The organism is Stenotrophomonas mori, assembly GCF_023556335.1.
Taxonomy (GTDB): domain Bacteria; phylum Pseudomonadota; class Gammaproteobacteria; order Xanthomonadales; family Xanthomonadaceae; genus Stenotrophomonas; species Stenotrophomonas mori.
In genome coordinates this window covers 12,253-32,720 of sequence record NZ_JAIKTS010000007.1, presented here as the reverse complement: position 1 = coordinate 32,720, position 20,468 = coordinate 12,253, and the positions used below count along the sequence as shown (strand labels likewise).

Annotated in this window: 18 protein-coding genes and 1 pseudogene; 8 read left to right on the top strand and 11 right to left on the bottom strand. The window is 70.0% G+C overall.

The annotated features are described in order from the left end of the window. Both K5L01_RS14740 and K5L01_RS14735 read left to right on the top strand, forming a co-directional pair. On the top strand, positions 1–125 hold a 125-nt coding region (locus tag K5L01_RS14740; protein ID WP_250065221.1), incomplete at its 5' end, for an L-serine ammonia-lyase, iron-sulfur-dependent, subunit alpha. A 37-nt stretch (positions 126–162) separates the two neighbouring features. Then, the gene (locus tag K5L01_RS14735; protein ID WP_250065368.1) at positions 163–1,497 is read left to right on the top strand and encodes a putative porin; all 1,335 of its coding nucleotides are present in this window, start codon (positions 163–165) and stop codon (positions 1,495–1,497) included. Positions 1,498–1,546: 49 nt separating this feature from the next. On the opposite strand, the gene K5L01_RS14730 is transcribed toward K5L01_RS14735, so the two are convergent. The 3 genes from K5L01_RS14730 to K5L01_RS14720 form a co-directional block, all read right to left on the bottom strand. After that, positions 1,547–3,466 (bottom strand): M61 family metallopeptidase, encoded by a 1,920-nt coding sequence (locus K5L01_RS14730; protein ID WP_250065367.1) that lies wholly within the window; start codon positions 3,464–3,466, stop codon positions 1,547–1,549. Between the two features lie 89 nt (positions 3,467–3,555). Continuing rightward, the gene (locus tag K5L01_RS14725) at positions 3,556–4,599 is read right to left on the bottom strand and encodes an AI-2E family transporter (RefSeq protein WP_250065366.1); all 1,044 of its coding nucleotides are present in this window, start codon (positions 4,597–4,599) and stop codon (positions 3,556–3,558) included. Positions 4,600–4,706: 107 nt separating this feature from the next. Then, on the bottom strand, positions 4,707–5,612 hold the full coding sequence (locus K5L01_RS14720) for a LysR family transcriptional regulator (RefSeq protein ID WP_250065365.1): 906 nt from the start codon (positions 5,610–5,612) through the stop codon (positions 4,707–4,709). A 124-nt stretch (positions 5,613–5,736) separates the two neighbouring features. Between K5L01_RS14720 and K5L01_RS14715 the strand changes: the two genes are divergently transcribed. Continuing rightward, positions 5,737–6,603 carry a pirin family protein gene (locus K5L01_RS14715; RefSeq protein ID WP_250065364.1) on the top strand — a complete coding sequence of 289 codons (867 nt, stop codon included), beginning with the start codon at positions 5,737–5,739 and terminating at the stop codon, positions 6,601–6,603. A 90-nt stretch (positions 6,604–6,693) separates the two neighbouring features. Here the strand turns inward: K5L01_RS14715 and K5L01_RS14710 are convergent, their stop codons facing one another. The 3 genes from K5L01_RS14710 to tmk are packed head-to-tail and all read right to left on the bottom strand — an operon-like array spanning position 6,694 to position 9,148. Beyond that, on the bottom strand, positions 6,694–7,482 hold the full coding sequence (locus K5L01_RS14710; RefSeq protein WP_250065363.1) for a PIN domain-containing protein: 789 nt from the start codon (positions 7,480–7,482) through the stop codon (positions 6,694–6,696). Then, the gene (gene rlmF, locus K5L01_RS14705) at positions 7,479–8,459 is read right to left on the bottom strand and encodes a 23S rRNA (adenine(1618)-N(6))-methyltransferase RlmF (RefSeq protein WP_250065362.1); all 981 of its coding nucleotides are present in this window, start codon (positions 8,457–8,459) and stop codon (positions 7,479–7,481) included. The genes K5L01_RS14710 and rlmF overlap by 4 nt, the downstream gene beginning before the upstream one ends. 8 nt (positions 8,460–8,467) lie before the next feature. Further along, a complete protein-coding gene (tmk, locus tag K5L01_RS14700; RefSeq protein ID WP_250065361.1) occupies positions 8,468–9,148 on the bottom strand; it encodes a dTMP kinase in 681 nt (226 codons plus the stop codon). Positions 9,149–9,469: 321 nt separating this feature from the next. Between tmk and K5L01_RS14695 the strand changes: the two genes are divergently transcribed. Then, the gene (locus K5L01_RS14695; protein ID WP_250065360.1) at positions 9,470–10,654 is read left to right on the top strand and encodes a DUF3667 domain-containing protein; all 1,185 of its coding nucleotides are present in this window, start codon (positions 9,470–9,472) and stop codon (positions 10,652–10,654) included. Between the two features lie 16 nt (positions 10,655–10,670). Here K5L01_RS14695 and K5L01_RS14690 read toward each other — a convergent pair whose 3' ends face one another. Both K5L01_RS14690 and K5L01_RS14685 read right to left on the bottom strand, forming a co-directional pair. Then, positions 10,671–11,699 (bottom strand): AI-2E family transporter, encoded by a 1,029-nt coding sequence (locus K5L01_RS14690; RefSeq protein ID WP_250065359.1) that lies wholly within the window; start codon positions 11,697–11,699, stop codon positions 10,671–10,673. Between the two features lie 102 nt (positions 11,700–11,801). Next, positions 11,802–12,221, bottom strand: a complete 420-nt coding sequence (locus K5L01_RS14685; protein ID WP_250065370.1) for a hypothetical protein — start codon at positions 12,219–12,221, stop codon at positions 11,802–11,804. Between the two features lie 268 nt (positions 12,222–12,489). Here K5L01_RS14685 and K5L01_RS14680 point away from each other — a divergent pair, with 268 nt between their 5' ends. From K5L01_RS14680 to K5L01_RS14670, 3 genes are all read left to right on the top strand, one after another. Further along, complete coding sequence (locus K5L01_RS14680) at positions 12,490–12,834, top strand: zinc-ribbon domain-containing protein (protein ID WP_250065358.1); 345 nt, start codon at positions 12,490–12,492, stop codon at positions 12,832–12,834. Between the two features lie 108 nt (positions 12,835–12,942). After that, positions 12,943–15,429, top strand: coding sequence for a DEAD/DEAH box helicase (locus K5L01_RS14675; RefSeq protein ID WP_250065357.1), 2,487 nt, complete (start codon positions 12,943–12,945; stop codon positions 15,427–15,429). Next, positions 15,426–16,601, top strand: coding sequence for a ribonuclease H-like domain-containing protein (locus tag K5L01_RS14670; RefSeq protein ID WP_250065356.1), 1,176 nt, complete (start codon positions 15,426–15,428; stop codon positions 16,599–16,601). Before K5L01_RS14675 ends, K5L01_RS14670 begins: the two co-directional genes overlap by 4 nt. Positions 16,602–16,692: 91 nt before the next feature. Here the strand turns inward: K5L01_RS14670 and K5L01_RS14665 are convergent, their stop codons facing one another. Continuing rightward, positions 16,693–18,453 carry a M56 family metallopeptidase gene (locus K5L01_RS14665; protein WP_250065355.1) on the bottom strand — a complete coding sequence of 587 codons (1,761 nt, stop codon included), beginning with the start codon at positions 18,451–18,453 and terminating at the stop codon, positions 16,693–16,695. A gap of 3 nt (positions 18,454–18,456) precedes the next feature. After that, positions 18,457–18,843, bottom strand: coding sequence for a BlaI/MecI/CopY family transcriptional regulator (locus K5L01_RS14660; RefSeq protein ID WP_250065354.1), 387 nt, complete (start codon positions 18,841–18,843; stop codon positions 18,457–18,459). Positions 18,844–19,111: 268 nt separating this feature from the next. Here K5L01_RS14660 and K5L01_RS14655 point away from each other — a divergent pair. Then, a pseudogene (locus K5L01_RS14655) lies at positions 19,112–19,428 on the top strand (integrase core domain-containing protein); the annotation flags it as partial. 797 nt (positions 19,429–20,225) lie between these two features. Here the strand turns inward: K5L01_RS14655 and K5L01_RS14650 are convergent. Beyond that, positions 20,226–20,429 (bottom strand): hypothetical protein, encoded by a 204-nt coding sequence (locus tag K5L01_RS14650; protein ID WP_250065353.1) that lies wholly within the window; start codon positions 20,427–20,429, stop codon positions 20,226–20,228. Positions 20,430–20,468 lie beyond the last annotated feature (39 nt).

The following is a 20,468-nucleotide window of genomic DNA, read 5'->3' as shown; positions in this document are numbered from 1 at the left end:
ACGGCAAGCACAAGGTCAGCCTGGACAAGGTCATCAAGACCATGCGCGACACCGGCCGCGACATGCAGGACAAGTACAAGGAAACCAGCCGCGGCGGCCTGGCCGTCAACGTCATCGAATGCTGAGCGTTTCCCCCTCATCAACACCCGCGAAGGACATCCCATGAATCCATCGATCCCACCGGTCCGGCCGGCCCGCTCCCTGCTCCTGCTGGCGCTGCTCGCCGCCGGCATCGCCCCGGCCTACGCCCAGCAGGACGGCGACCACGCCGCGCTGCTGGAACAGGTCGCGCAGCTGCGCGCGCAGCAGGCGCAGCTGGCACGCATGCAGCAGGACAACGAAGCCGCGCTGCGCACCCTGGAAAGCCGTCTCGGCGTGGCCGCCGTCCCGGCCATGGCGCCGCCGGCGGCACCCGCTGCGGCCCCCGTGGCGCCGGCCAGCGCACCGGCAGCGCCGGCGACCACCGCCAGCGCACTGTCGCGGCTGACCGTCAGCGGCGACATGCGGGTGCGCTCGCAGTTCGAGAACTCCAACGACAATGCCCGCGACCGCACCAGCGGCCAGGTGCGCGGCCGCCTGGCCGCCGCCTTCGCGGTCAACGACCGCATCAGCATCGGCGCGCGCCTGGTGACCGGCAACCCCGACGATCCGCGCAGCACCGACGTGCAGCTGTCCAACTGGGACAACGACCTGGAAGTGAGCCTGGACCAGGCCTGGCTGAAGCTCGCGTTCGGCGCGCTGGACGTGCACGCCGGCAAGATCCCGCAGCCGTTCACCCGCACCGAGCTGGTGTGGGACGGCGACGTCAACCCGCAGGGCCTGTCGGCCAACTGGAAGCATGCGTTGGCCGACGGCGGCGGGCTGCGCGCCAACGGCCTGTTCTTCGTCATCGACGAGCAGGCCACCGGTGGCGACAGCACCATGGTCGGTGCGCAGGTCGGCTACGACAGCCCGGCGCTGGGCGACTGGCGCTTCGACGCCTCCGCCGCGCACTACCGCTACAGCATCGGCAGCACGGTCGGCGCCACTGCCACCGACTGGCGCAGCAACCTGCTCAACCCCGACGGCAGCTACGTGTCCGGCTTCCACCTCAACGACGTGATCCTCGGCGCCAGCTATTCCGGCTGGGGCGAGCGCTGGCCGCTGCGCATCGTCGGCGACTACGTGCACAACAGCGCCGCGCGCACCGACGCCGACAGTGGCTACGGCGTCGACCTGCTGCTCGGCCGCGCGCAGCAGCCCGGTGACTGGCGCGTCAGCTACGGCCATTCGATGGCGGAAGTGGACGCGGTGCTGACCGCGTTCTCGCACGACAACATCGGCCTGGCCAGCAACTACCGCATGCATGCCTTCGGCGTGGACTACGTGCCGTGGCCGAAGACCACCCTCAGCGCACTGTGGTACCGCTACCGGCCGCTGTCGGCACGCTATGCCGGCAGCGCCGATCCGGGCGACTGGCTGAACCGCTTCCGCGTCGCGCTGATGGTCAGCTTCTGAGTCCCGTTCCCGCAGGCGCGGCTGAGCCGCGCCTGCGGGAACCACCGCATCACTTGCGGGCGCTGAAGATCGGCGTCAGGTAGTCGGGGGTTCCCTCGATCCGCTGCAACGCGGGGTAGCGCAGGCCATCGCGGTACTCCAGGGTGAGCGTGCGGTAGACATCCATCTGCTTGACCAGCAGCCGGATCGGCTGGGTGCCGTGGCGGGCGGCACGCACCGCCTCCTCCAGCTCCTCCGCGCTGTACTGCAGGTCGTTGACCGCCAGCACCTGCATGCCGCTGCCCAGTCCGGCAGTGAAGGCCGGGCTGTCCCAGCGCACTTCGGTGACCTTGCCGGCGCTGTCCAGCGCCATGCCCAGCGAATAGATGAAACTGGCGCCGCGGCCGCGCATCAATGCCTTGTAGTAGGCGCTGGGGGTGTCGCTGTAGACCAGCTTCCAGCCGGCCGCCTCGATGCCGTCGGTCAGCGCGCGGCGGCCATCCACCCGCTCGCGCAGGAACGCCGCCCAGTCGCCGGTGGGCTGGACCTGTTCCAGGGTCGCGGCGACATCTTCAAAGACATAGGGATCCGGGCGTTCCCACTGGCCGTCGTTCTGGCCGAAGAAGGCCTTGGCGAAATCGTCCAGGCTGCGCTTGCCCTTGCTGAGCCGGCGGATGCGTACGTCCGCCTCCAGCCACAGCATCTGCCCGCCCTGGTAGTAGTCCTCGCTCATCTGGTAGCCGCGGTACGGCTTGGGCCGGCGGCGCGCGATCACCGGATCGTTGGTGGTGTCGCCGAGCGTGCGCCACTGCAGGCCCGGGCGGTTGTCGGCATAGGTGGCCGCGACCAGCGCCAGCGCATCGCGCGAGGCGTCCAGCGGGCGGATGCCGGCGCGGGCGCTGAGCACGTTGCCCCAGTACTGGGTCTGGCCTTCGTACACCCACAGCAGGCCGCCCTGCATCGGCACGTTGTAGTGGCCCGTGGCCAGCCCCGCCGGGCGCCGGTACTTGCCGTCCCACGAGTGCGTGTACTCGTGGCCGAGCAGGTCGCTGCTGCCGACCTTGGGATCCCAGCCGCTGAAATAGTCGCGCGCCTCGCTGTTCTCGCTGGAACGCTGGTGCTCCAGGCCGATGCCGCCGAGCTGGTTGGTCACCGCGAACAGGAAGTCATAACGGTCGTAGTGCTCGGCGCCGAACAGCCGGCGCGCCTGGGTCACCAGCGCGCGGTGCTGGGCGATGTGCTCGGGCTTGGCCTCCAGGTCCTTGGCGCGGTCGGCGAACACGTTCAACCGCACCGGGCGGGTGCCCGGGTCGGCCAGTTCGAACGCCCGGTGGTAGCGGCCGGCGAACACCGGCGAATCCACCAGGACCTCCAGGTTGGCCGGCGCATAGTGCACGGTGTCGCCGTCGCGGCGCGCGACCGGCAGCGCGCTGGCCGCCTCCCAATCCTGCGGATAGCGGACACTGGCCCGGTAGGTGATGGCATGCGCGGCATGCCCGGCCGGATACAGCACCATCGCGTTCCACTGCAGGTTGAGCATGTTCGGGGTCATCACCGTGCGTCCCTGCGCGGCGTCGGTGGGGCTGAGGAACTGGTAGTCCATGCGCAGCTCGGCCACGCCTTCGGGCACCTGCACGTTGAAGGTGTAGACGTCCAGCGGATCGCGCGTCCATTCCAGGCGCTGGCCGCCGCCGCTGACCACCAGCCCGGCCAGCTTCTCGATCGCACCGGTGGGCGCATGGTTGCCCGGCAGCCAGGCGGGATAGTGGAAGCGCTGCAGGCCCGGGCGTACCGGCACGGTCTGGCGGATCCTGAAGACCCGCTGGCCCAGGTCGGTGGCGTCGACCTCCAGCTGGACGGTGCCCGGGTAGGCGACGTCGCTGATGGCCACGCCGCGGGCATCCGTGGTGGGCACGTCGGGCGCGGCCTGCGCCATGGCGATGGCGGCCATCAGGGCCATACCCAGCAACACGGGACGATTGGAACGCATGGACGGCAGCCTCGCAGGATCCTGGAAACCGCCATCATCGACCAGCCGCGCGCCGCCGGCACGGGCCAATAGGCATGGGCCGCCGGATTTCACCCCCGCGGCTGGCCGGGAATCGGCGTGTCCGTGCCGAGCGCCTCCTTGACGTACAGGCGCTTGACCAGGACGTAGATCACCACCGTCATCGGCGCCGCCAGCAGGATGCCGGGCACCCCGAACAGCGCGCCGATCCCGAACAGCGAGAACAGCAGCAGCGCCGGCGGCAGATCGACCGCACGCTGCTGGATCAGCGGCTGCAGCACGTGGCCTTCCAGCTGCTGCAGCACGATGAACACCACCAGCACCCCGAGGGCGGTCTGCGGGCTGACGGTGAAGCCCAGCAGGATGGCCGGGATGGCGGCGACGATCGGGCCGACGATCGGCACGAAATCGAGCAGCGCGGTGATGATGCCCAGGCCCAGCGCGACCGGGACGTCCAGCAGCCACAGGCTGATGCCGGTCAGCAGGCCGATCACCAGCATCGCCAGCAGCTGGCCGCCCAGCCAGGCGCGCAGCGCGGTGCCGCTCGCATCCAGCGCCTCGCCCACCAGTGCGCGCCGCGAGGACGGGAACAGCTTCAGCGCGCCCTCCCGGTAGACCCGCGGCTGCGCCGCCAGGTAGATGCCGCCCACCGCCATCAGCACCATGTCGGTGACATTGCCGGAGGCGGCGAAGGCCAGCGCGCCGGCCTTGGCGGCCAGCCCGCTCATGCTCTGGTGCAGCTGCTCGATGCCCTGCTGCACCATCGGCCCGATCGGGCTGGCGTCGAGCCAGTCGGTGAAGTGCGACCACGCCTGCGGCAGGGTCTGCTTGAGCGACTCCATCTCACCGGCGACCTGCGCGCCGAACAGCCACATCAGCAGTGCGAACCCGACCAGCAGGAGCAGCAGCACCACGCCCAGCGCCACGCCCTGGGGCAACCGCGCGAACCGCACCAGCAACCCCACCAGCGCGTTGAGCAGGACCGCCACCACCACCGCGCCGAACATCACCAGCACCAGGTCGGACAAGGTCCAGACAAGCGCCGCCAGCGCCAGCAACGCCAGCACCACCAGCACCCGCGCCACGAACGGCCGCATCGTCGAGGACAACGCCATCGCACCTCCCTCCACCGCTCCATCTGCGCGCCCACCCTACGGCGGCCTCTGCCTACGCCCCGTGATGGCAGCCGCCGGGCAAAGGGTGTGGCGGCGCGCGGCCGCCCTCAGCATTCCTCCAGGGCGGCGAAGCGTGCCGCCAGGTCGTCGATGAACAGACGCACCGAGGGCAGCAGTCCCCGCCGCGACGGGAACACCGCGTGGATGATCTCCCGCGGCGGCGCCCAGTCCGGCACCACCTCCCGCAGCTGCCCGGCCTGCAGGGCTTCATGCACCATCATCATCGGCAGCTGCGCCACGCCGACGCCGGCCAGGGCCGCCTCGCGCAGCGCGGCCATGCCGCGGGTCACCAAACGCGGCGCATGCGCCACCTCGGCCACCGCCCCCCCGGCGCCCTCCAGCCGCCAGACATGCGCGCCCTGCGGAACGCCCAGCGCGACGCTCGGCAGCAGCGGCAGATCGGCCGGGCCCTGCACCGGCGGCCGTGAGGCCAGCAGGGCCGGCGCGGCGACCAGGCACTGCCGGCGTTCGCCCAGCACCCGGAGTACCAGGTCGCTGTCCTCCAGCGGTGGCGGGCGCACCCGCAGGGCAAGGTCCAGGCCCTCGGCGATCACGTCCACGCGGCGGTCGGTGGCCTCCAGGTGCACCTGCACCTCCGGGCAATCGGCCATGAAGCCGGCCACCATCGCCGCGACCCGGAAGTCCAGCAGCATCGTCGGGCAGCTCAGCCGCACCGTGCCGCGGGGCGAGGCGCGGCTCATCTCGATCGATTCGGCCGCCGCCTGCGCCTCCACCAGCATCGCCCGGCAATGCGCGTAGAAGGTCTGGCCGACATCGGTCACCGAGAAGCGGCGCGTGGAGCGCTGGAGAAGGCGCACGCCCAGGCGCGCTTCCAGCAGCGCGATGCGCCGGCTCAGCTTGGACTTGGGCTCGCCCAGCGCGCGCCCGGCGGGGGCGAAGCCCCCGTGTTCGACCACCTTGGCGAAGTAGTACAGGTCGTTCAGGTCCTGCATGCGGGCATCCATCGTTCACCAGACAGGACTATGAGACCACTTTCCGGGTACTACCGGCTGGATCGTTCCGGATCCATCCTTCTTCTCAACGCAGCGCCGTCCGTGCTGCACACGGAGCAACGCCATGAAGAAGATCAGCGGCCTCTACAGCGCCCCCCGCCCGCACTGGGTCGGCGACGGCTTCCCGGTCCGTTCGCTGTTTTCCTACAACACCCACGGCCGCCAGCTGAGCCCGTTCCTGCTGCTGGACCATGCCGGACCCGCGGAGTTCGCGCCGGCGGAGACCCCGCGCGGCGTCGGCCAGCACCCGCACCGCGGCTTCGAGACCGTCACCATCGTCTATGACGGCGAGGTCGCCCACCGCGACTCCACCGGCGCCGGCGGCGAGATCGGGCCGGGCGACGTGCAGTGGATGACCGCCGCCTCCGGCATCCTGCACGAGGAGTTCCATTCCGAAGCCTTCACCCGGCGCGGCGGCCGGCTGGAAATGGTGCAGTTGTGGGTCAACCTGCCGGCCAGCCACAAGATGGCCGCGCCGGGCTACCAGAACATCGGCGATGCCGACATTCCGGTGGTGCCGCTGGCCGATGACGCCGGCAGGGTACGGGTGATCGCCGGCACGTTCGACGGCCACCGCGGCCCGGCCCGCACCCACACCCCGATGGACGTGTGGGACCTGCGCCTGCACCGCGATGCCGGCACCACGCTGGACTTCGCCGAAGGCCACACCGTGGCGATGGTGGTGCTGCACGGGACCGTGCTGTTCAACGGCAGCCAGGTGGCCCGCGACGGGCAGATGGTGCTGTTCGACCGCAGTGCCGGGCAAGTCGGGATCGAGGCCAACAGCGATGCCACCGTGCTGGTGCTGGCCGGCGAACCCATCGACGAGCCCATCGCCGGCTACGGCCCGTTCGTGATGAACACCCAGGAGGAAATCCGCCAGGCAATGGACGACTTCAACGCCGGCCGCTTCGGCGGGATCACTGCCTGACCCTACCCGCCGCGCCGCAGGGCGCGGCGGTTCCTTTCGCCGGATGCCCTGCAATGCGCGGACATGTCGCCGGCCCGCGCGGCGGCACCTTCAGCCGTAACCTATCTTCGTGCCTTCCTGCTTCACCACGCCGGCCCGCTCGAGTCCGGCAATGATGGCCTCCACGTGCTCAGGCTTGATCTGGCCCTGGAAATGCGCGGCGACATGTTTCTTCAAGGCGGCCAACGTTCCGGGCCTTCCGGTTCTGGTCTTGGTCAGCAGCGTTTTCATCCTTTCCAGCCGCTGTGCCGCCGTCATGGTTCCGAGCGCCGCCTTTTTCCCCGCTGCCGGCGGGGAGGGCGGCTCCACTGCCACCGCCATGGCTGCCCTTTCCCCCACCTGCCCAGCCGTCACTTTCCTGGCGACCTGCGGTTTGAACAACGGCATTTCCGCAATGGAGACCGAGCGGCAGGCGAACACCCTCCTCTCCTTCAGGTGCTTGATCAGCGGATCAAAACCCGTATCCCTGGAGATGATGTGGAAGCACCCGCGCGCATCCTCGCGCGACAACTGGCCGATATAGAAGGCGATATGAAAATCCAGTGCATTGGGGCCATTGCCTGAAATACGCACATAGTCGGCGCGCTCGCGCATGGCCTGCATCTGGATCGCCAGCTCGGAGGACAACCGGGCCTGTCCCGCGCCAACGAACACCCGCACGCGGACATCGGTCCGGTCCAGCAGCCTCAGGTCGGCAAGCTGCACGTTCTCGTGATCGATCAATACATAGTTGATGCGGCGGTTCTCGACCGGCGGCGACATGACGACGGCTTCGGCTTGCAGTCCCTGCAATCCCCCATTCAGCGAAGTCGTACGCCCGACCTCATCATCCGCGTTCAACCATGCCCCAACCACGCCCTGCGCGCGTGGGGTGCATGGAAGCTCCACGCCAGGAAGCGGCTCTGCTTGCTGCCCTGGGCCATCGCCACCTCGCGCACCTCGGCGGCGCCGGCCTTGGCCAGCTGTCTGTGCAGGTCGGGCAGATGCTCGCTTTTGGCCACCAGCGAACTGAACCACAGCACCTGCGCCTGGACGGCGACGCTTTCGCGGACCATCCGCTTCAGGAACGAGACCTCGCCGCCGGTGCACCACAGCTCATTGGCCTGTCCCCCGAAGTTCAGCACGGGGGACGTGCCTCGCGACGATGGCGCGCCGCCGCCCAGGTTGCGCAGCTTGCGCTGGCTGCCCTGTGCCGCTTCCCTGGCCGAGGCGTGGAACGGCGGATTGCACAGGGTCAGGTGGAAACGTTCTCCGGGCTGCAGCAGGCCATCGAACAGGCGGCCGCGTGCGTGTTGCCGACGCAGTTCGATCTGCGCCTCAAGGCCGTTGGCCTGCACGTTGGCCCGGGCCGACTGCAGCGCGACGGTGTCGATATCGCTGCCGACGAAACGCCAGCCGTATTCGGCCTGCCCGAGCAGCGGGTAGATGCAGTTGGCGCCGACGCCAATGTCGAGTACGCGCACGTCCGGCCCGCGCGGGATCGTGCCGCCGCCATCGCCGGCCAGCAGGTCGGCCAGGCCGTGCAGGTAGTCCGCGCGGCCCGGTACCGGCGGGCACAGGTAGCCATCGGGAATGTTCCAGTGGGCGATGCCGTAATCGCTGGCGAGCAGCGCACGGTTGAGTTCGCGCACCGCCGCCGGCGCGCTGAAATCAATGCTCTGCCCGCCATCCGGAGTGCGGCGCAGGTAGCCGCGCAGTGCCGGATTGGCCTGCAGCAGCCGCGCCATGTCGTAACGGCCCTGGTGGCGGTTGCGCGGATGCAGGCCCGCGGCCACCGGCGCGGGGCGCCGCTCTGCCGGACGGGGCGGGATCGGCATGGAGGCGGTCAGCGCGGTGGCGTGGCCGGGGACCCGCCCTGCACCTGGAAACCGGGCAACGGCCCTCCCTGCACGTCGCCGCGCCGGGCCAGCGTGGCGGCAACGGCCGCCTGCGCGTCGCGCAGCACCTCGGCTTCGCTGCGGCTGGCGTCGATCACCTGCCTGCCGGGAAGCGCCAGGTCCTGGAAGATCGCCCGGCAGCGCTCCAGGTTCTGCGCGGTCTCGAAGTGGTTGGGTTCGTCGCCACGGGCACGGATGCGCGCCAGGCCGGTTTCCGGCGACAGGTCCAGCAACAGCAGCAGGTGCGGACGCGGCGCGAAATCGTTTAGCCGCAGCAGTTCGTCCACCGGCAGGCCGGCGGCGCCCTGGTACGCCACCATCGATGGAAAGTAGCGGTCGAGGATGACCACCGCGCCACGCGCCAGGGCCGGCGCCACCTGTTCCTCGACATGCTGGCGGCGGTCGCGCAGCAGCAGGTCCACTTCTTCCTGCGGGCTCAGCCGGCCGGTCGCCGCCGAGGCCCTCAGCTGCGTGCCCCACGGCCCGTTGGTCGGCTCCTTGCCCAGCACCACCTCGGCACCCGCCTGCGCCAGCGCAGCGGCCAGCGCCCGGGCCAGCGTCGACTTTCCGGCACCGTCGATGCCCTCGATGGCGATCAGCAGGCCGCCGGGAATGCGCACATTCGTCATCGGGCTACTTTAGCCGATGCCGTGCACCGTACCCAGCCGCACAGCGACCACCGGATGCAGGCGGCGCGGCGGGCGCAGGGCGGACACCGGCTCCCCGGGACCCGGCCGGCGCACCGGCCCGGCCTCCACGGTGCGCCCCCGCGGCCGCGCCGCCGGCCGCCCATGGAACGCTCGCACGGCGGGTTGGGGGAACGGGCATCAGGCAACACGAGGCGCGCACCGATGCGGCCGGGTGCCGGAAATGCCACCTTCGTGGCTGACCGGCCGGGCGATCACCGTTATCGTGTGCCCTTCCGCCCGGCATCCGCTCCTGCGCCGCCCATGGCCTCGACTCCCGATCCCGCCGTCCCCGCCGCCGGTGCCGCGCCCCGGCATGCGGCCTGCGAAAACTGCCGGGCCGCCCTGGGCGGTCCCTACTGCCACCAGTGCGGTCAACCGGCGCACAACCCGCTCAAGCACGTAGGCCATGCGATCGAGGAGGTGTTCGAATCGTTCTGGCACCTGGACGGACGCATCTTCCGCACCCTGCGCGACCTGCTGGTGCCCGGGCGGGTCGCGGCCAACTACCTGGGAGGGCAGCGGGTGGGCTACGTGCAGCCCTTGCGGCTGTTCGTGATCCTCACCGTGTTCACGTTCTTCGTCGGCAAGCTGACCGTGCATGTCGACGACTTCGACGCCGACGCGGGCGCCAGGACGCTGTTCGCCTCCGCGCAGACCGCCGCCGAGGTCGAGGCCCTGCGCGCCGCCCGGGTGGCCGAGATCGAACGCCGCGACGGCGGTTCGCCGACGGCCGCCGCCGCCCTGGCCCTGGCCATCGCCGCCGTGGACACCGCGGCCGCGCAGCGGACCGCTGAACTGGCACAGCCGGCGCCGGCGGCCACTCCCCGCGAATCGGCGGTGACGCGCGCGACCCGGGCCGCGGCGCGCGCCGTGGAACGGCAGCACGCCGTGCTTCCGGGCAGTCCCGATGCCGGTGCGGACCCGGCACCGGCGGCGCCCGCCGCGGTCCCGGACCCGCCGTCGCTCGTGGATGCATGGCTCGATCGGCGCATGCAGGCCGGCAAGGCCAACGTGGCACGCATGGGCAGGAAGAGCGACCTGTATGTACAGGCCTTCCTCACCGCGCTGCCCGGCGCGCTGTTCCTGCTGATGCCGGTGTTCGCGCTGGTGCTGCGCGTGACCTACCTCGGCCGCGGCACCGGCTACCTGGAGCACCTGGTGGTGGCGCTGTACAGCCATGCGTGGCTGATGCTGGTGCTGCTGGCCACCTTCCTGACGATTGGCATCGCCAATGCCGTCGGCAATTCCGCCGTGAACGCCGCCAGCGACGGCGTGCTCGCGCTGCTGTGGCTGTCGGTACCGCTGTACCTGCTGCTGATGCAGCGCCGGGTGTATGGCGGGCGCTGGTGGACGACCTGGCTGCGCTATACGTTCGCGGGCAGCGTCTACTCCTGCCTGGTGATGGTCGTGGTGGCCTATGCCGCGCTGGCGGGCGTGCTGTCCTGACGGCCCGCCCGCCGGCTCAGATCCATCCCTGGTCCACCAGCTCGCGCTTGACGTAGGCATAGAACACCGGCGCGGCGACCAGTCCCGACAGCCCGAACGCGGCTTCCATCACCAGCATCGCCAGCAGCAGCTCCCAGGCGTGGGCGCGGATCTCGCCGCCGACGATGCGGGCGTTGAGGAAGTACTCCAGCTTGTGGATCACGATCAGGAACAGCAGCGCGGCCAAGGCGACGTAGAACGAGACCGACAGCGCGACGATGGTGATCACGGTGTTGGACACGACATTGCCCACCACCGGCAGCAACCCGGCGACGAAGGTGATCAGCACCAGCGTCTTGGCCAACGGCAGGTGGACGCCGAACAGCGGCAGCACCCCGAGCAGGAAGACCGCGGTGAACAGGGTGTTGAGCAGCGAGATCTTGAGCTGCGCGAACACCACCTGGCGGAACGCCATGGCCAGGCGGTCGGTGCGGCCCAGCAGCTCGCGCGCCAACGGCCCCATCCGCGGCAGCGGCAGGTCGTCGTACAGCGCGATCATCGCCCCGAGCACCATGCCGATCAGCACCCTGACGCTGATCTGCACCACCGAGGTGCCGGCAACGCCGAGCTGCCGGCGGTGTTCGGCCGCCCATTCGTTCAGGGCGCTGCGCAGGGCCGGCATGTCTTCGGGAATGTAGGGCTGCAGCAGCGCCGGCAACTGGTGGCGGGAGCTGTTCAGGATCCCCATCAGGCGCGCCAGCAGCGCATCCGGGCCACCGGTCTCGGTACGGAAGAACGACACGATGCCGATGCCGGCCAGCACCAGTACGCCGATGATGACCACCGACAGGGCGATCACCGCCAGCGCGCGGGCGCGCCCCGGCGGCAAGCGTCCATCGATCGGCGAGGCCAGCACCTGGCTGAGATGGAACACCAGCAGGCCGGACAGCAGGGTCACCACCAGGCCCAGCTTCAGCACCGTCCACATGCCCAGCACCATCAGGATCCAGGCGGCGATGCGCATGCCCGGTACGCCGGAATGCTTGGAGGCGAGAGCGTCTTGCATGTCGGCGGATCCTGGGGGAGGCGGGCCATGGTAGCGGAGCGGGTGCGTGCCCGCCGTCCACGTCCGCTGGCCGTTCCGCCGCATCGGCGACCCCGTGGCCGCTCAATCCTGCGGCGGAACCGCGCAGTCGTCCGCGTCCGCCTGGCAGTAGCGTCGCGCACGCCGCTGCTGGTCGGCCTCCAGCTCCGGCGGCGGCCGTGCGGTGGCGGCCTGGATCTGTTCGCGGCCACCGCTCAGCCGGTGCAGGCCCTTGCCGGCGGCCATCAGCCCGTAGTTGAGCCCCATCAGCAGGTAGCCGCCGCTCTGGCTGACCTGTTCCGGCGTCGGCGGCTCGCTCCACGAGCCACTGAAGCGGTTGGATTCGACCTTCACCGGATTCCTGAAGCGGTACAGGTCCAGCGGCTGGTCGTCCTCGGGCTTGAGCGCGCGTACTTCGTCCAGCGTCGTCACCCCGTCCGCGGTCGCGTCCGGCGGCGCCTGCGCCGGCAGCACCTCCTGCGCAGGGGCGGCCCCGGCCAGCATCAGGCCGGCCGCCAATCCCGCTCTCAACCGTGCGCTCCGTATCACCAGGCAGTCCAGGTGCGTATCCAGGCGCGCAGCTTACGCAGGGCTCCTTCAATTCCCGCTGACCACCGGTAGCCTGCCCCGGTCCACAGGGGTACCCTGGCGGCCCGGGGAGCGGCGTCCGTCAGGACGCCCGCCATGGAGACCCGGACGGCGGTGACCCTGCCTCGCAATGGAACGCCCGGCGGCCGCGCGCAGGCCGGACAACAACGAAAGGAGAGTCGTCTTGATCATCTGGGGATCCAAGGCCCGGCAACGCACGGCCGGCACCGGTACGTTCTTCTGCCCGGAGTGCCGGGAGGACAGGCCCTATGCCCGGGTCAAGTGGTCGCGTTATTTCACCCTGTATTTCATTCCCCTGTTTCCGACCGAGACACTGTCCACGCACGTGCGGTGCACGGACTGCGGCGGCGACTTCAACGACACCGTGCTGGACTACTCCCGGGAACAGCTGCTGGCCGCCGTCACGCCCTGGAAATGCACCGGATGCGGCAACACCAACCCGGCCCCGCAGAACAGTTGCCTGGGCTGCGGCAGCGGCAAGGCGCAGCCGCCGGAACTGCCGGCCTGAACCGGCGGCTGCGCGCCGGCCGGGCGGCACGCAGTCCGGCCGGCGCCAGTCTCACGGACTGAGACGGCAGCATGTTCCCCTGCCTGATCCCTGATCGGCAGTACCGCCATGGCGTTCTCCCTCGCTCCCCGCACCGAAGCCAGCGAACGGGCGCTGGCGACCACCGACGGCCTGCCCTCGCGCGACGGCGCGCTGCTCGGCCAGCGGCTGGCCCGGCGCTACGGCGACCGGGTGACGGGCAGCTTCACGCTGCCCGGCCATGACGGGCGCTACGCGCCACTTCCCGACGACCTGCCGGCTGCGCTGAAGGCGGCGCTGGAAGCGCGCGGCATCCGACAGCTGTATTCGCACCAGGCCGAAGCCTGGGACGCCAGCCAGCGCGGCGCGCACGTCGCCATCGTCACCCCCACCGCCTCGGGCAAGTCGCTGTGCTACACCCTGCCGGTGGTGAGCGCGGCGATGCAGGGCCATGCCAAGGCGCTGTACCTGTTCCCGACCAAGGCTCTGGCGCAGGACCAGGTGGCCGAGCTGCTGGAGCTGAACCGCGCCGGCGACCTCGGGGTGAAGGCGTTCACCTTCGACGGCGACACGCCCGGCGATGCCCGCCAGGCGATCCGCCTGCACGGCGACATCGTGGTCAGCAACCCGGACATGCTGCACCAGGCGATCCTGCCGCACCACACCAAGTGGGCGCAGTTCTTCGAGAACCTGCGCTACGTGGTGATCGACGAGATCCACACCTACCGCGGCGTGTTCGGCAGCCATGTCACCAACGTGATCCGCCGGCTCAAGCGCATCTGCGCGTTCTACGGCGTGCAACCGCAGTTCATCCTGTGCTCGGCGACCATCGGCAACCCGCATGCGCATGCCGAGGCGCTGGTGGAGGAACAGGTGCATGCGATCACCGAATCCGGCGCGCCCACCGGGCCCAAGCACGTGCTGCTGTGGAATCCGCCGGTCATCAACCCCGATCTCGGCCTGCGCGCCTCGGCGCGCTCGCAGGCCAACCGCATCGCCCGCATCGCGATCAAGAGCGGGCTGAAGACACTGGTATTCGCGCAGACGCGGTTGATGGTGGAAGTGCTGACCAAGTACCTGAAGGACATCTTCGACAACGACCCCCGCAAGCCGGCGCGCATCCGCGCCTACCGCGGCGGCTACCTGCCCACCGAGCGCCGCGAGGTGGAGCGCGCGATGCGCGCCGGCGACATCGACGGCATCGTCAGCACCTCGGCGCTGGAACTGGGCGTGGACATCGGCGCGCTCGACGTGGTGGTGCTCAACGGCTATCCCGGCAGCGTGGCGGCCACCTGGCAGCGCTTCGGCCGCGCCGGCCGCCGCCAGCAGGCCGCGCTCGGGGTGATGGTCGCCAGCAGCCAGCCGCTGGACCAGTACGTGGTGCGGCACCCGGACTTCTTCGCCAATGCCACGCCCGAGCACGCGCGCACCGCCCCGGACCAGCCGCTGATCCTGTTCGACCACATCCGCTGTGCGGCATTCGAGCTGCCGTTCATGAGCGGCGAGCCGTTCGGCCCGGTCGATCCGCTGGTGTTCCTGCAGGCGCTGGCCGAGACCGGGGTGGTGCACCAGGAAGGCGACCGCTGGGAATGGATCGCCGACAGCTACCCGGCCAACGCGGTGAGCCTGCGCGCGGTGGCCGACGGCAATTTCGTGGTCGTGGACCGCAGCGACGGCAAGCAGCAGATCATCGCCGAGGTGGATTACTCCGCCGCCGCGCTGACCCTGTACGAAGGCGCCATCCACATGGTGCAGAGCACGCCCTACCAGGTGGAACGGCTGGACTGGGAGGGCCGCAAGGCCTATGTCACCCGCACGCACGTCGACTACTACACCGACAGCATCGACTTCACCAAGCTCAAGGTGCTGGACCGCTTCGACGGCAACGCAGCCGGGCGGGGCGATTCCCATCACGGCGAGGTGCACGTGGTGCGGCGCGTGGCCGGCTACAAGAAGATCCGCTACTACACGCACGAGAACATCGGCTACGGCCCGGTCAACCTGCCCGACCAGGAACTGCATACCACCGCGGTGTGGTGGCAGCTGCCGCAGGCCACGCTGCTGCGCAGCTTCGCGCGGAAGCAGGACGCGCTCGACGGCTTCCTCGGCGCGGCGTACGCGCTGCACATCGTCGCCACCGTGGCGGTGATGGCCGACGCGCGCGACCTGCAGAAGGCGGTGGGCAACGGCGACGGCGCCTGGTTCGCGGTGGCCGACCAGACCGGCCGCGGCCAGCTGCGCGGCAACGAGGGTGGCGAGGGCGCGGTGGAGCTGATGCAGAGCTTCGTGCCCACCGTGTACCTGTACGACAACTTCCCCGGCGGCGTCGGCCTGAGCGAGCCGCTGTGGCTGCGCCAGGGCGAACTGGTGCAGCGCGCGCTCGAACTGGTGGAGCGCTGCGACTGCAGCGCCGGCTGCCCGGCCTGCGTGGGCCCGGTGCTGGCCGCGCAGGAGGAAGGCCAGGACGGGACGCCGCGCTCGCTGGCGTTGAAGGTACTGGCGCTGCTGTCGGCCGAACGCTGCGACCAGGTCGCCGCCGCGACACCAATGGACGAGGCGCTCGACCTGCTGCCATGAGTATCAGCCTGGACAAGCTGAAGGCATTGCGGCGCCAGGCCGGGCAGCCGGTTGCGGTTGCGGCGGCGCCGGCAGCGGATGCGCACACGGGTGCCGCTTGTGCCGGCACCGGTGGCGGGGACGGCGCGGCGTCGCCCATGCCGGTACCGGGCGACGCCGCGGCCGTGCCGGAGCGCGCGGGTCCGGACGTGATCGGACACCGGCCACCCACCGGCACCGGCCACCCGCTGCCATCGTCCCCTCCGACGGCCGGCGAAGGCGCGCGGCGGCCCGCCTCCGCCGAACACGACCGCTCGGTCCTGGACTGGGTGGAGCGCGAAGCGCGCTCCAGGCCGCCAGCCGCCAACCAGGGCCACGCCAGCGGTTCCGTGCAGGCACGCAGCGTCGATGCCCTGCAACGGCTGCTCGCCACCCGCCACCGCGTGGCGGCGGCGCCACGCATCGCGCGCGATGGGCCGCCGGACCGCGCCCTGCCCGGCACCGAGATCGCGCCCGGGCTGCACCTGATCGAGGCCTTCATTCCCCAACCGATCCCGTCCGGGCCGCTGTCGCTGGCCTTCAGCAGGCGCCCGGACGAGGCCGTGCAGCCGCACGACCTGCTGTTCTTCGACACCGAGACCACCGGCCTGGCCGGCGGCACCGGCACCCGCGCCTTCATGATCGGCGCGGCCGACTGGCGGCACGACGGCCAGCGCGGTGAAGGCCTGCGCGTACGCCAGCTGCTGATCTCCACGATGGCCGCCGAACGGACGATGCTGGACACGTTCGCCGGCTGGTTGTCGCCGACCACGGTGCTGTCCAGCTACAACGGCCGCTGTTACGACGCGCCGCTGTTGAAGACCCGCTACCGGCTCGCACGCCGGGGCGATCCGATCTCGCCGCTGGACCATGTGGACCTGCTGTTCCCCACCCGCCGCCGCTACCGCGGCACCTGGGAGAACTGCCGGCTGGCCACCATCGAGCGCCGGCTGCTGCGGATCCTGCGCGAGGACGACCTGCCCGGCTCCGAGGCCCCCGCCGCCTGGCTCGACTACCTGCGCGGCGGCAGCGCGCGCACCCTGCGCCGGGTCGGCGACCACAACCACCAGGACGTGGTGACGCTGGCGCAGCTGTTCCTGCACCTGGTGCAGGCCGACGCCGACGAGCGCGCGGCGCCGGTCCCCGTCCCGTAGCCGGGCGACCGCGGCTGGAGGCATGGCCGCGGCGGCAGCCGCTGCCGACCGCCACGCGCAGCAGGCCAGTGCCGCGTCCCCGGATCGTCCTTCAGCCGTCGACCGCCTGCGCCAGGCCGTCACGAAGCGCCTGCTGGATGAGCTGCTCGGCCTCGCGCTGCGCGCGCGCACTGGCTTCCACCTGGCGGCGGCCGAGCTGGGCCTGCTGTCGGCCCAGCTCGGCCTGCTGGCGTGCCAGGTCCTGCATCTCCGCCCGCACGGCCGGCGTGCCCAGTTCCGCGCGGAGCTTCTCGGCCTCCCGGCGTGCCGCATCGGCGGCCCGGCGCATGGCCTCGTGATCACCGTCGGCCTGCGCCGCCAGCGCCTGCTCGGCCTGGCGCGCCGCCAGCGCACCGATGCGCTCACCGACCTCCCCCATGCGCGTACCGATCGCGCCCTGGCGCTCGCCGAGCCTGCCCTGCCGTTCGCCCAGACGTCCCTGCTCCTTGCCCAACCGCGTGCTTTCGACGAAGGCCTGCTGGAAGCGCGTCAGCACCCCGGCATCGCGCACCACGTAGGCGCGGCCGCCACGGCGCAGCAGCAGCACACCCTTGCCGTCGTCCAGCCGCCGGGCCTGTTCGAGGTCGGCGGTGCTTCCATTCATGATGCTGTGCTCCTTCATCAGCAGGACATAGCCGTCCTCGCCCGGCGACTGCGACAAGCGGAGCCGCCCTTCCACCGAGAGCGGCTGCGCCGCAGGCGCGGCCGGTGGCGACGGCGGTACCGGCAACACCGGCACCTCGGCGGCGGCCTCCACAACGGGCAGGGCCGGCGGCGGCGACACGGTGGATGCCGGCACCGGTACCGACGCGGGCGCAGGCGGTGCCGGCATCGCGACCAGGCGCATCGGCAGCACGCCGACCAGGGCCACCGCGGCGACGATCAGGCCCGCGCCCACGCGCGGGAAGGAGGAGGTGTTCTGCAGCATGAGCAGTCTCCGCTTGAGGCTGAGGAAGGTGGGCGAAGCGCTGGCGAGGCCGGCGCCCGGTCGCGGGGAGACGCCCAGCTGCAGCAGCAGGCGTCCGTAGTGCTGGCGGCAGTGGCGGTCGCCGGCGACGACGGCGGCATCGACCGCCGCTTCGCGGGCAATCGCGTATTCGCGTGCCGCCAGATGCACCAGCGGATGGAAGAAGAACAGGTGCTGCGCCAGGGCCGGCACCAGGCCCCACCAGAGATCGTGGCGCTGCAGGTGCACCAGCTCATGGGTCAGGGCCATGTCCAGGTCGTCGTCCCCCATGCGCTGCAGCACGCGTGCCGGCAGCAGCAGCACCGGCCGCCATGGTCCGACCAGCTGCGGCGAGTCGATGGCCGTGCTGAGCATCAGCCGCGGTGCGCGGCGCAGGCCGTGCGCGTCGGCCGCCAGCTGCAGCGCGGCATCCAGGCGATGGTCGTCGCAGGGAAGCGCCGCACGCAGCAGCGCGCGGCTGGCACGCCATGCCGATGCGGTGCGCAGCGCCATCACCAGCACCCCGGCCAGCCACAGCGCCATCGCAAGGTGCAGCCACGACCAGCCGCTTTCCAGCGGCAGCGGTGTCATCACCACCCGCGGGGCGACAGCGGCCGGTGCGGCCGCGACGGCCTGCGGCACCGTCTGCAGCACGTCGGGCGCCGGCAGCACCGGCAGTTCCAGCGGCACGGCCCACAGCAGCCCCAGCACCGCCTGCAGCGCCACCAGCCACCACAAACCGCACTGGGTCGCGGCCGGCAGCCGCCGCACGCAGCGGCACAGCAGCCACACCAGCGCGGTCAACAGCATGGTCTGCACGCTGGTGGCGAGCAGGCGGTTGCCGAGCAGTTCGAGAACGGTATGCATGGCTCAGTCCTCACGGCGCTGCGATTGCAGCCTGCTGACCAGTGCTTCCAGTTCGGCCAGCTCGTTGTCGCTGACCTCGGCCTTTTCCGACATCCAGGCCACGAACGGCGAGATCGAACCCTGCAGGGTTTTCTCGACGAAGCTGCCGACCGCGCCGCTCACCACGTCCTGCTGCTCGGTGGTGGTGCCGTAGCGGTACACGCCCTGCGCCTGGCTGCGGCGCAGGTAGCCCTTGGCGCGCAGGCGCTCCATCATCGTCAGCACGGTGGAGCGCGCCAGCCCACGGGCTTCGCCGAAGCCCGCCGCCACCTCGCCGACGCTGGCCGGCTCGTTCTCCCCGATGTATTGCAGCAGGGCCAGCTCCTGGTCCCCGATGGTCTTGCGGCGCATGCCCGGCTCCTTGACTACAGTTGTCGTCAAGATAGGCGTGGCGACAACTGTAGTCAACCCCTCCCACGGCCTGCCCGTAGCCCGGCCTCAGACGGCGGGTGCCCCTATGCAGTGGCGTAAAGATTGTCGTTTGCGACAAATCGTCAAGAATTCCCGGAAAAGTTTGTCGCTCGGCGGCCTGAGGAAGACTGTCGGGACGCGCTGAAGCGACAAATTTAAGAAACAGGGAATTTCCTTCAACCGCAACGGTGATCCGGGGCGACGAGGACTGATCCAATGGCGCGGCAGGCCAAGGGTCATTCGCTGTGACAACGGCCCCGAATACATCAGTGGTGCGCTACCGACCTGGGCCGAACGCGAAGGCGTCCGGATCGAGCACATCCAGCCGGGCAAGCCGCAGCAGAATGCCTGCGTGGAACCCTACAACCGTACCGTCCGCTACGCCTGGCTGGCCACGACCTTGTTCGACACCATCGAGCAGGTGCAGGACAAGGCCGCAGCTGGCTATGGACGTACAACCGCGAACGCCCCAACATGCCGCTCGGTGGCATCACGCCAGCAATGAAGCTGGCGATAGCCGCATAACTCCACTTTTGGCAGCCGCTAAAAGCGGGGGGGATTACCCCATACGGTTCGTTGTAGATGAGCCGCATTACCGGACCCAGGATTGCGGCTTTTAGATTATCAGGCGTGAGTTCAAGCTCATGAGCTTCCTGACAGTCATATCAATCGGATTCGTATTGGCGGCGACTGGGACGCAGCGTTATGCAAGCCGCGTAAAGGTTTCGCGTAAGGAAGCACTATCGCGGCGCCGTCGCCCTGCTGATAAAAATGTGCGGCGCCAAAATGCGGGGCTCCGTGCGGCAGGTCCGGATACAGCCTAGCGGCGCAGCAAGCGCTTCGCGAAGCGCTTGCCTGCCGGAAACTTATGACGGGAGCGTTCTTGGTCTGCCACATCTTTAGAGCGTTCAGTTGCAGGTGGCAGCTACCCTCCCGAGTTGGGCAGATGCTCGCAACCTGGCACCCGTTTCCACCAAAGGCCCCAGGGATCACCCATCTGAACCCAGCCTGAGGCGACGTGCAGGGGGCCCCGCGAATACCGCGATCTTGCTGTCGAGCCAATTCTCTCTCACATCGGAGGCGCGGCTCGTAGCGCCCAGCCGCTCTGGGCGCTGACGAAAAGCCCGCCAACTTCGACATCCTGGACGCGAAGATGAGGCGCTACCCATGAGAACGCCCAAGTGTAGTTGGCCGAGCTAGGCGGTGGCGAACGTGGCGGAAGAAAGCCTGTTCCTAATCGACGTCCCGCTCCCTTTCGTCGCTAGTTCAAGACGCGTATGGAGCACGCCGGCACCACCAGAGTGGCGCTCGGCATTGCGCGGTCAGCGTCGCGCAGAACGCTTGCCGAAGACCACCATTAGACCGACGCCGGCGCCGATCAATGCACCGAACCCGCCCCACTTGGCCGGTTCGCCGAATGACAGCCCGATACCCTCCATGTTCAGGTCCATACCTAGGCCTATCAGTGCGCAGAGTATGCCGGCAACTATCCAGTAGACGGGTTTGCCGGTCAGTTCAAACTTCATCCGATCAATCACTTTTCCTGCCTCTCTTCAGTTGAACAC

Bases quoted from the DNA above. Each gene is read 5' to 3' on its own strand.
- K5L01_RS14735 (WP_250065368.1), top strand. From the start codon at position 163: ATGAATCCATCGATCCCACCGGTCCGGCCGGCCCGCTCCCTGCTCCTG.
- K5L01_RS14730 (WP_250065367.1), bottom strand. From the start codon at position 3,466: ATGCGTTCCAATCGTCCCGTGTTGCTGGGTATGGCCCTGATGGCCGCC.
- K5L01_RS14725 (WP_250065366.1), bottom strand. From the start codon at position 4,599: ATGGCGTTGTCCTCGACGATGCGGCCGTTCGTGGCGCGGGTGCTGGTG.
- K5L01_RS14720 (WP_250065365.1), bottom strand. From the start codon at position 5,612: ATGCAGGACCTGAACGACCTGTACTACTTCGCCAAGGTGGTCGAACAC.
- K5L01_RS14715 (WP_250065364.1), top strand. From the start codon at position 5,737: ATGAAGAAGATCAGCGGCCTCTACAGCGCCCCCCGCCCGCACTGGGTC.
- rlmF (WP_250065362.1), bottom strand. From the start codon at position 8,459: ATGCCGATCCCGCCCCGTCCGGCAGAGCGGCGCCCCGCGCCGGTGGCC.
- tmk (WP_250065361.1), bottom strand. From the start codon at position 9,148: ATGACGAATGTGCGCATTCCCGGCGGCCTGCTGATCGCCATCGAGGGC.
- K5L01_RS14695 (WP_250065360.1), top strand. From the start codon at position 9,470: ATGGCCTCGACTCCCGATCCCGCCGTCCCCGCCGCCGGTGCCGCGCCC.
- K5L01_RS14690 (WP_250065359.1), bottom strand. From the start codon at position 11,699: ATGCAAGACGCTCTCGCCTCCAAGCATTCCGGCGTACCGGGCATGCGC.
- K5L01_RS14685 (WP_250065370.1), bottom strand. From the start codon at position 12,221: ATGCTGGCCGGGGCCGCCCCTGCGCAGGAGGTGCTGCCGGCGCAGGCG.
- K5L01_RS14675 (WP_250065357.1), top strand. From the start codon at position 12,943: ATGGCGTTCTCCCTCGCTCCCCGCACCGAAGCCAGCGAACGGGCGCTG.
- K5L01_RS14670 (WP_250065356.1), top strand. From the start codon at position 15,426: ATGAGTATCAGCCTGGACAAGCTGAAGGCATTGCGGCGCCAGGCCGGG.
- K5L01_RS14665 (WP_250065355.1), bottom strand. From the start codon at position 18,453: ATGCATACCGTTCTCGAACTGCTCGGCAACCGCCTGCTCGCCACCAGC.
- K5L01_RS14660 (WP_250065354.1), bottom strand. From the start codon at position 18,843: ATGCGCCGCAAGACCATCGGGGACCAGGAGCTGGCCCTGCTGCAATAC.
- K5L01_RS14650 (WP_250065353.1), bottom strand. From the start codon at position 20,429: ATGAAGTTTGAACTGACCGGCAAACCCGTCTACTGGATAGTTGCCGGC.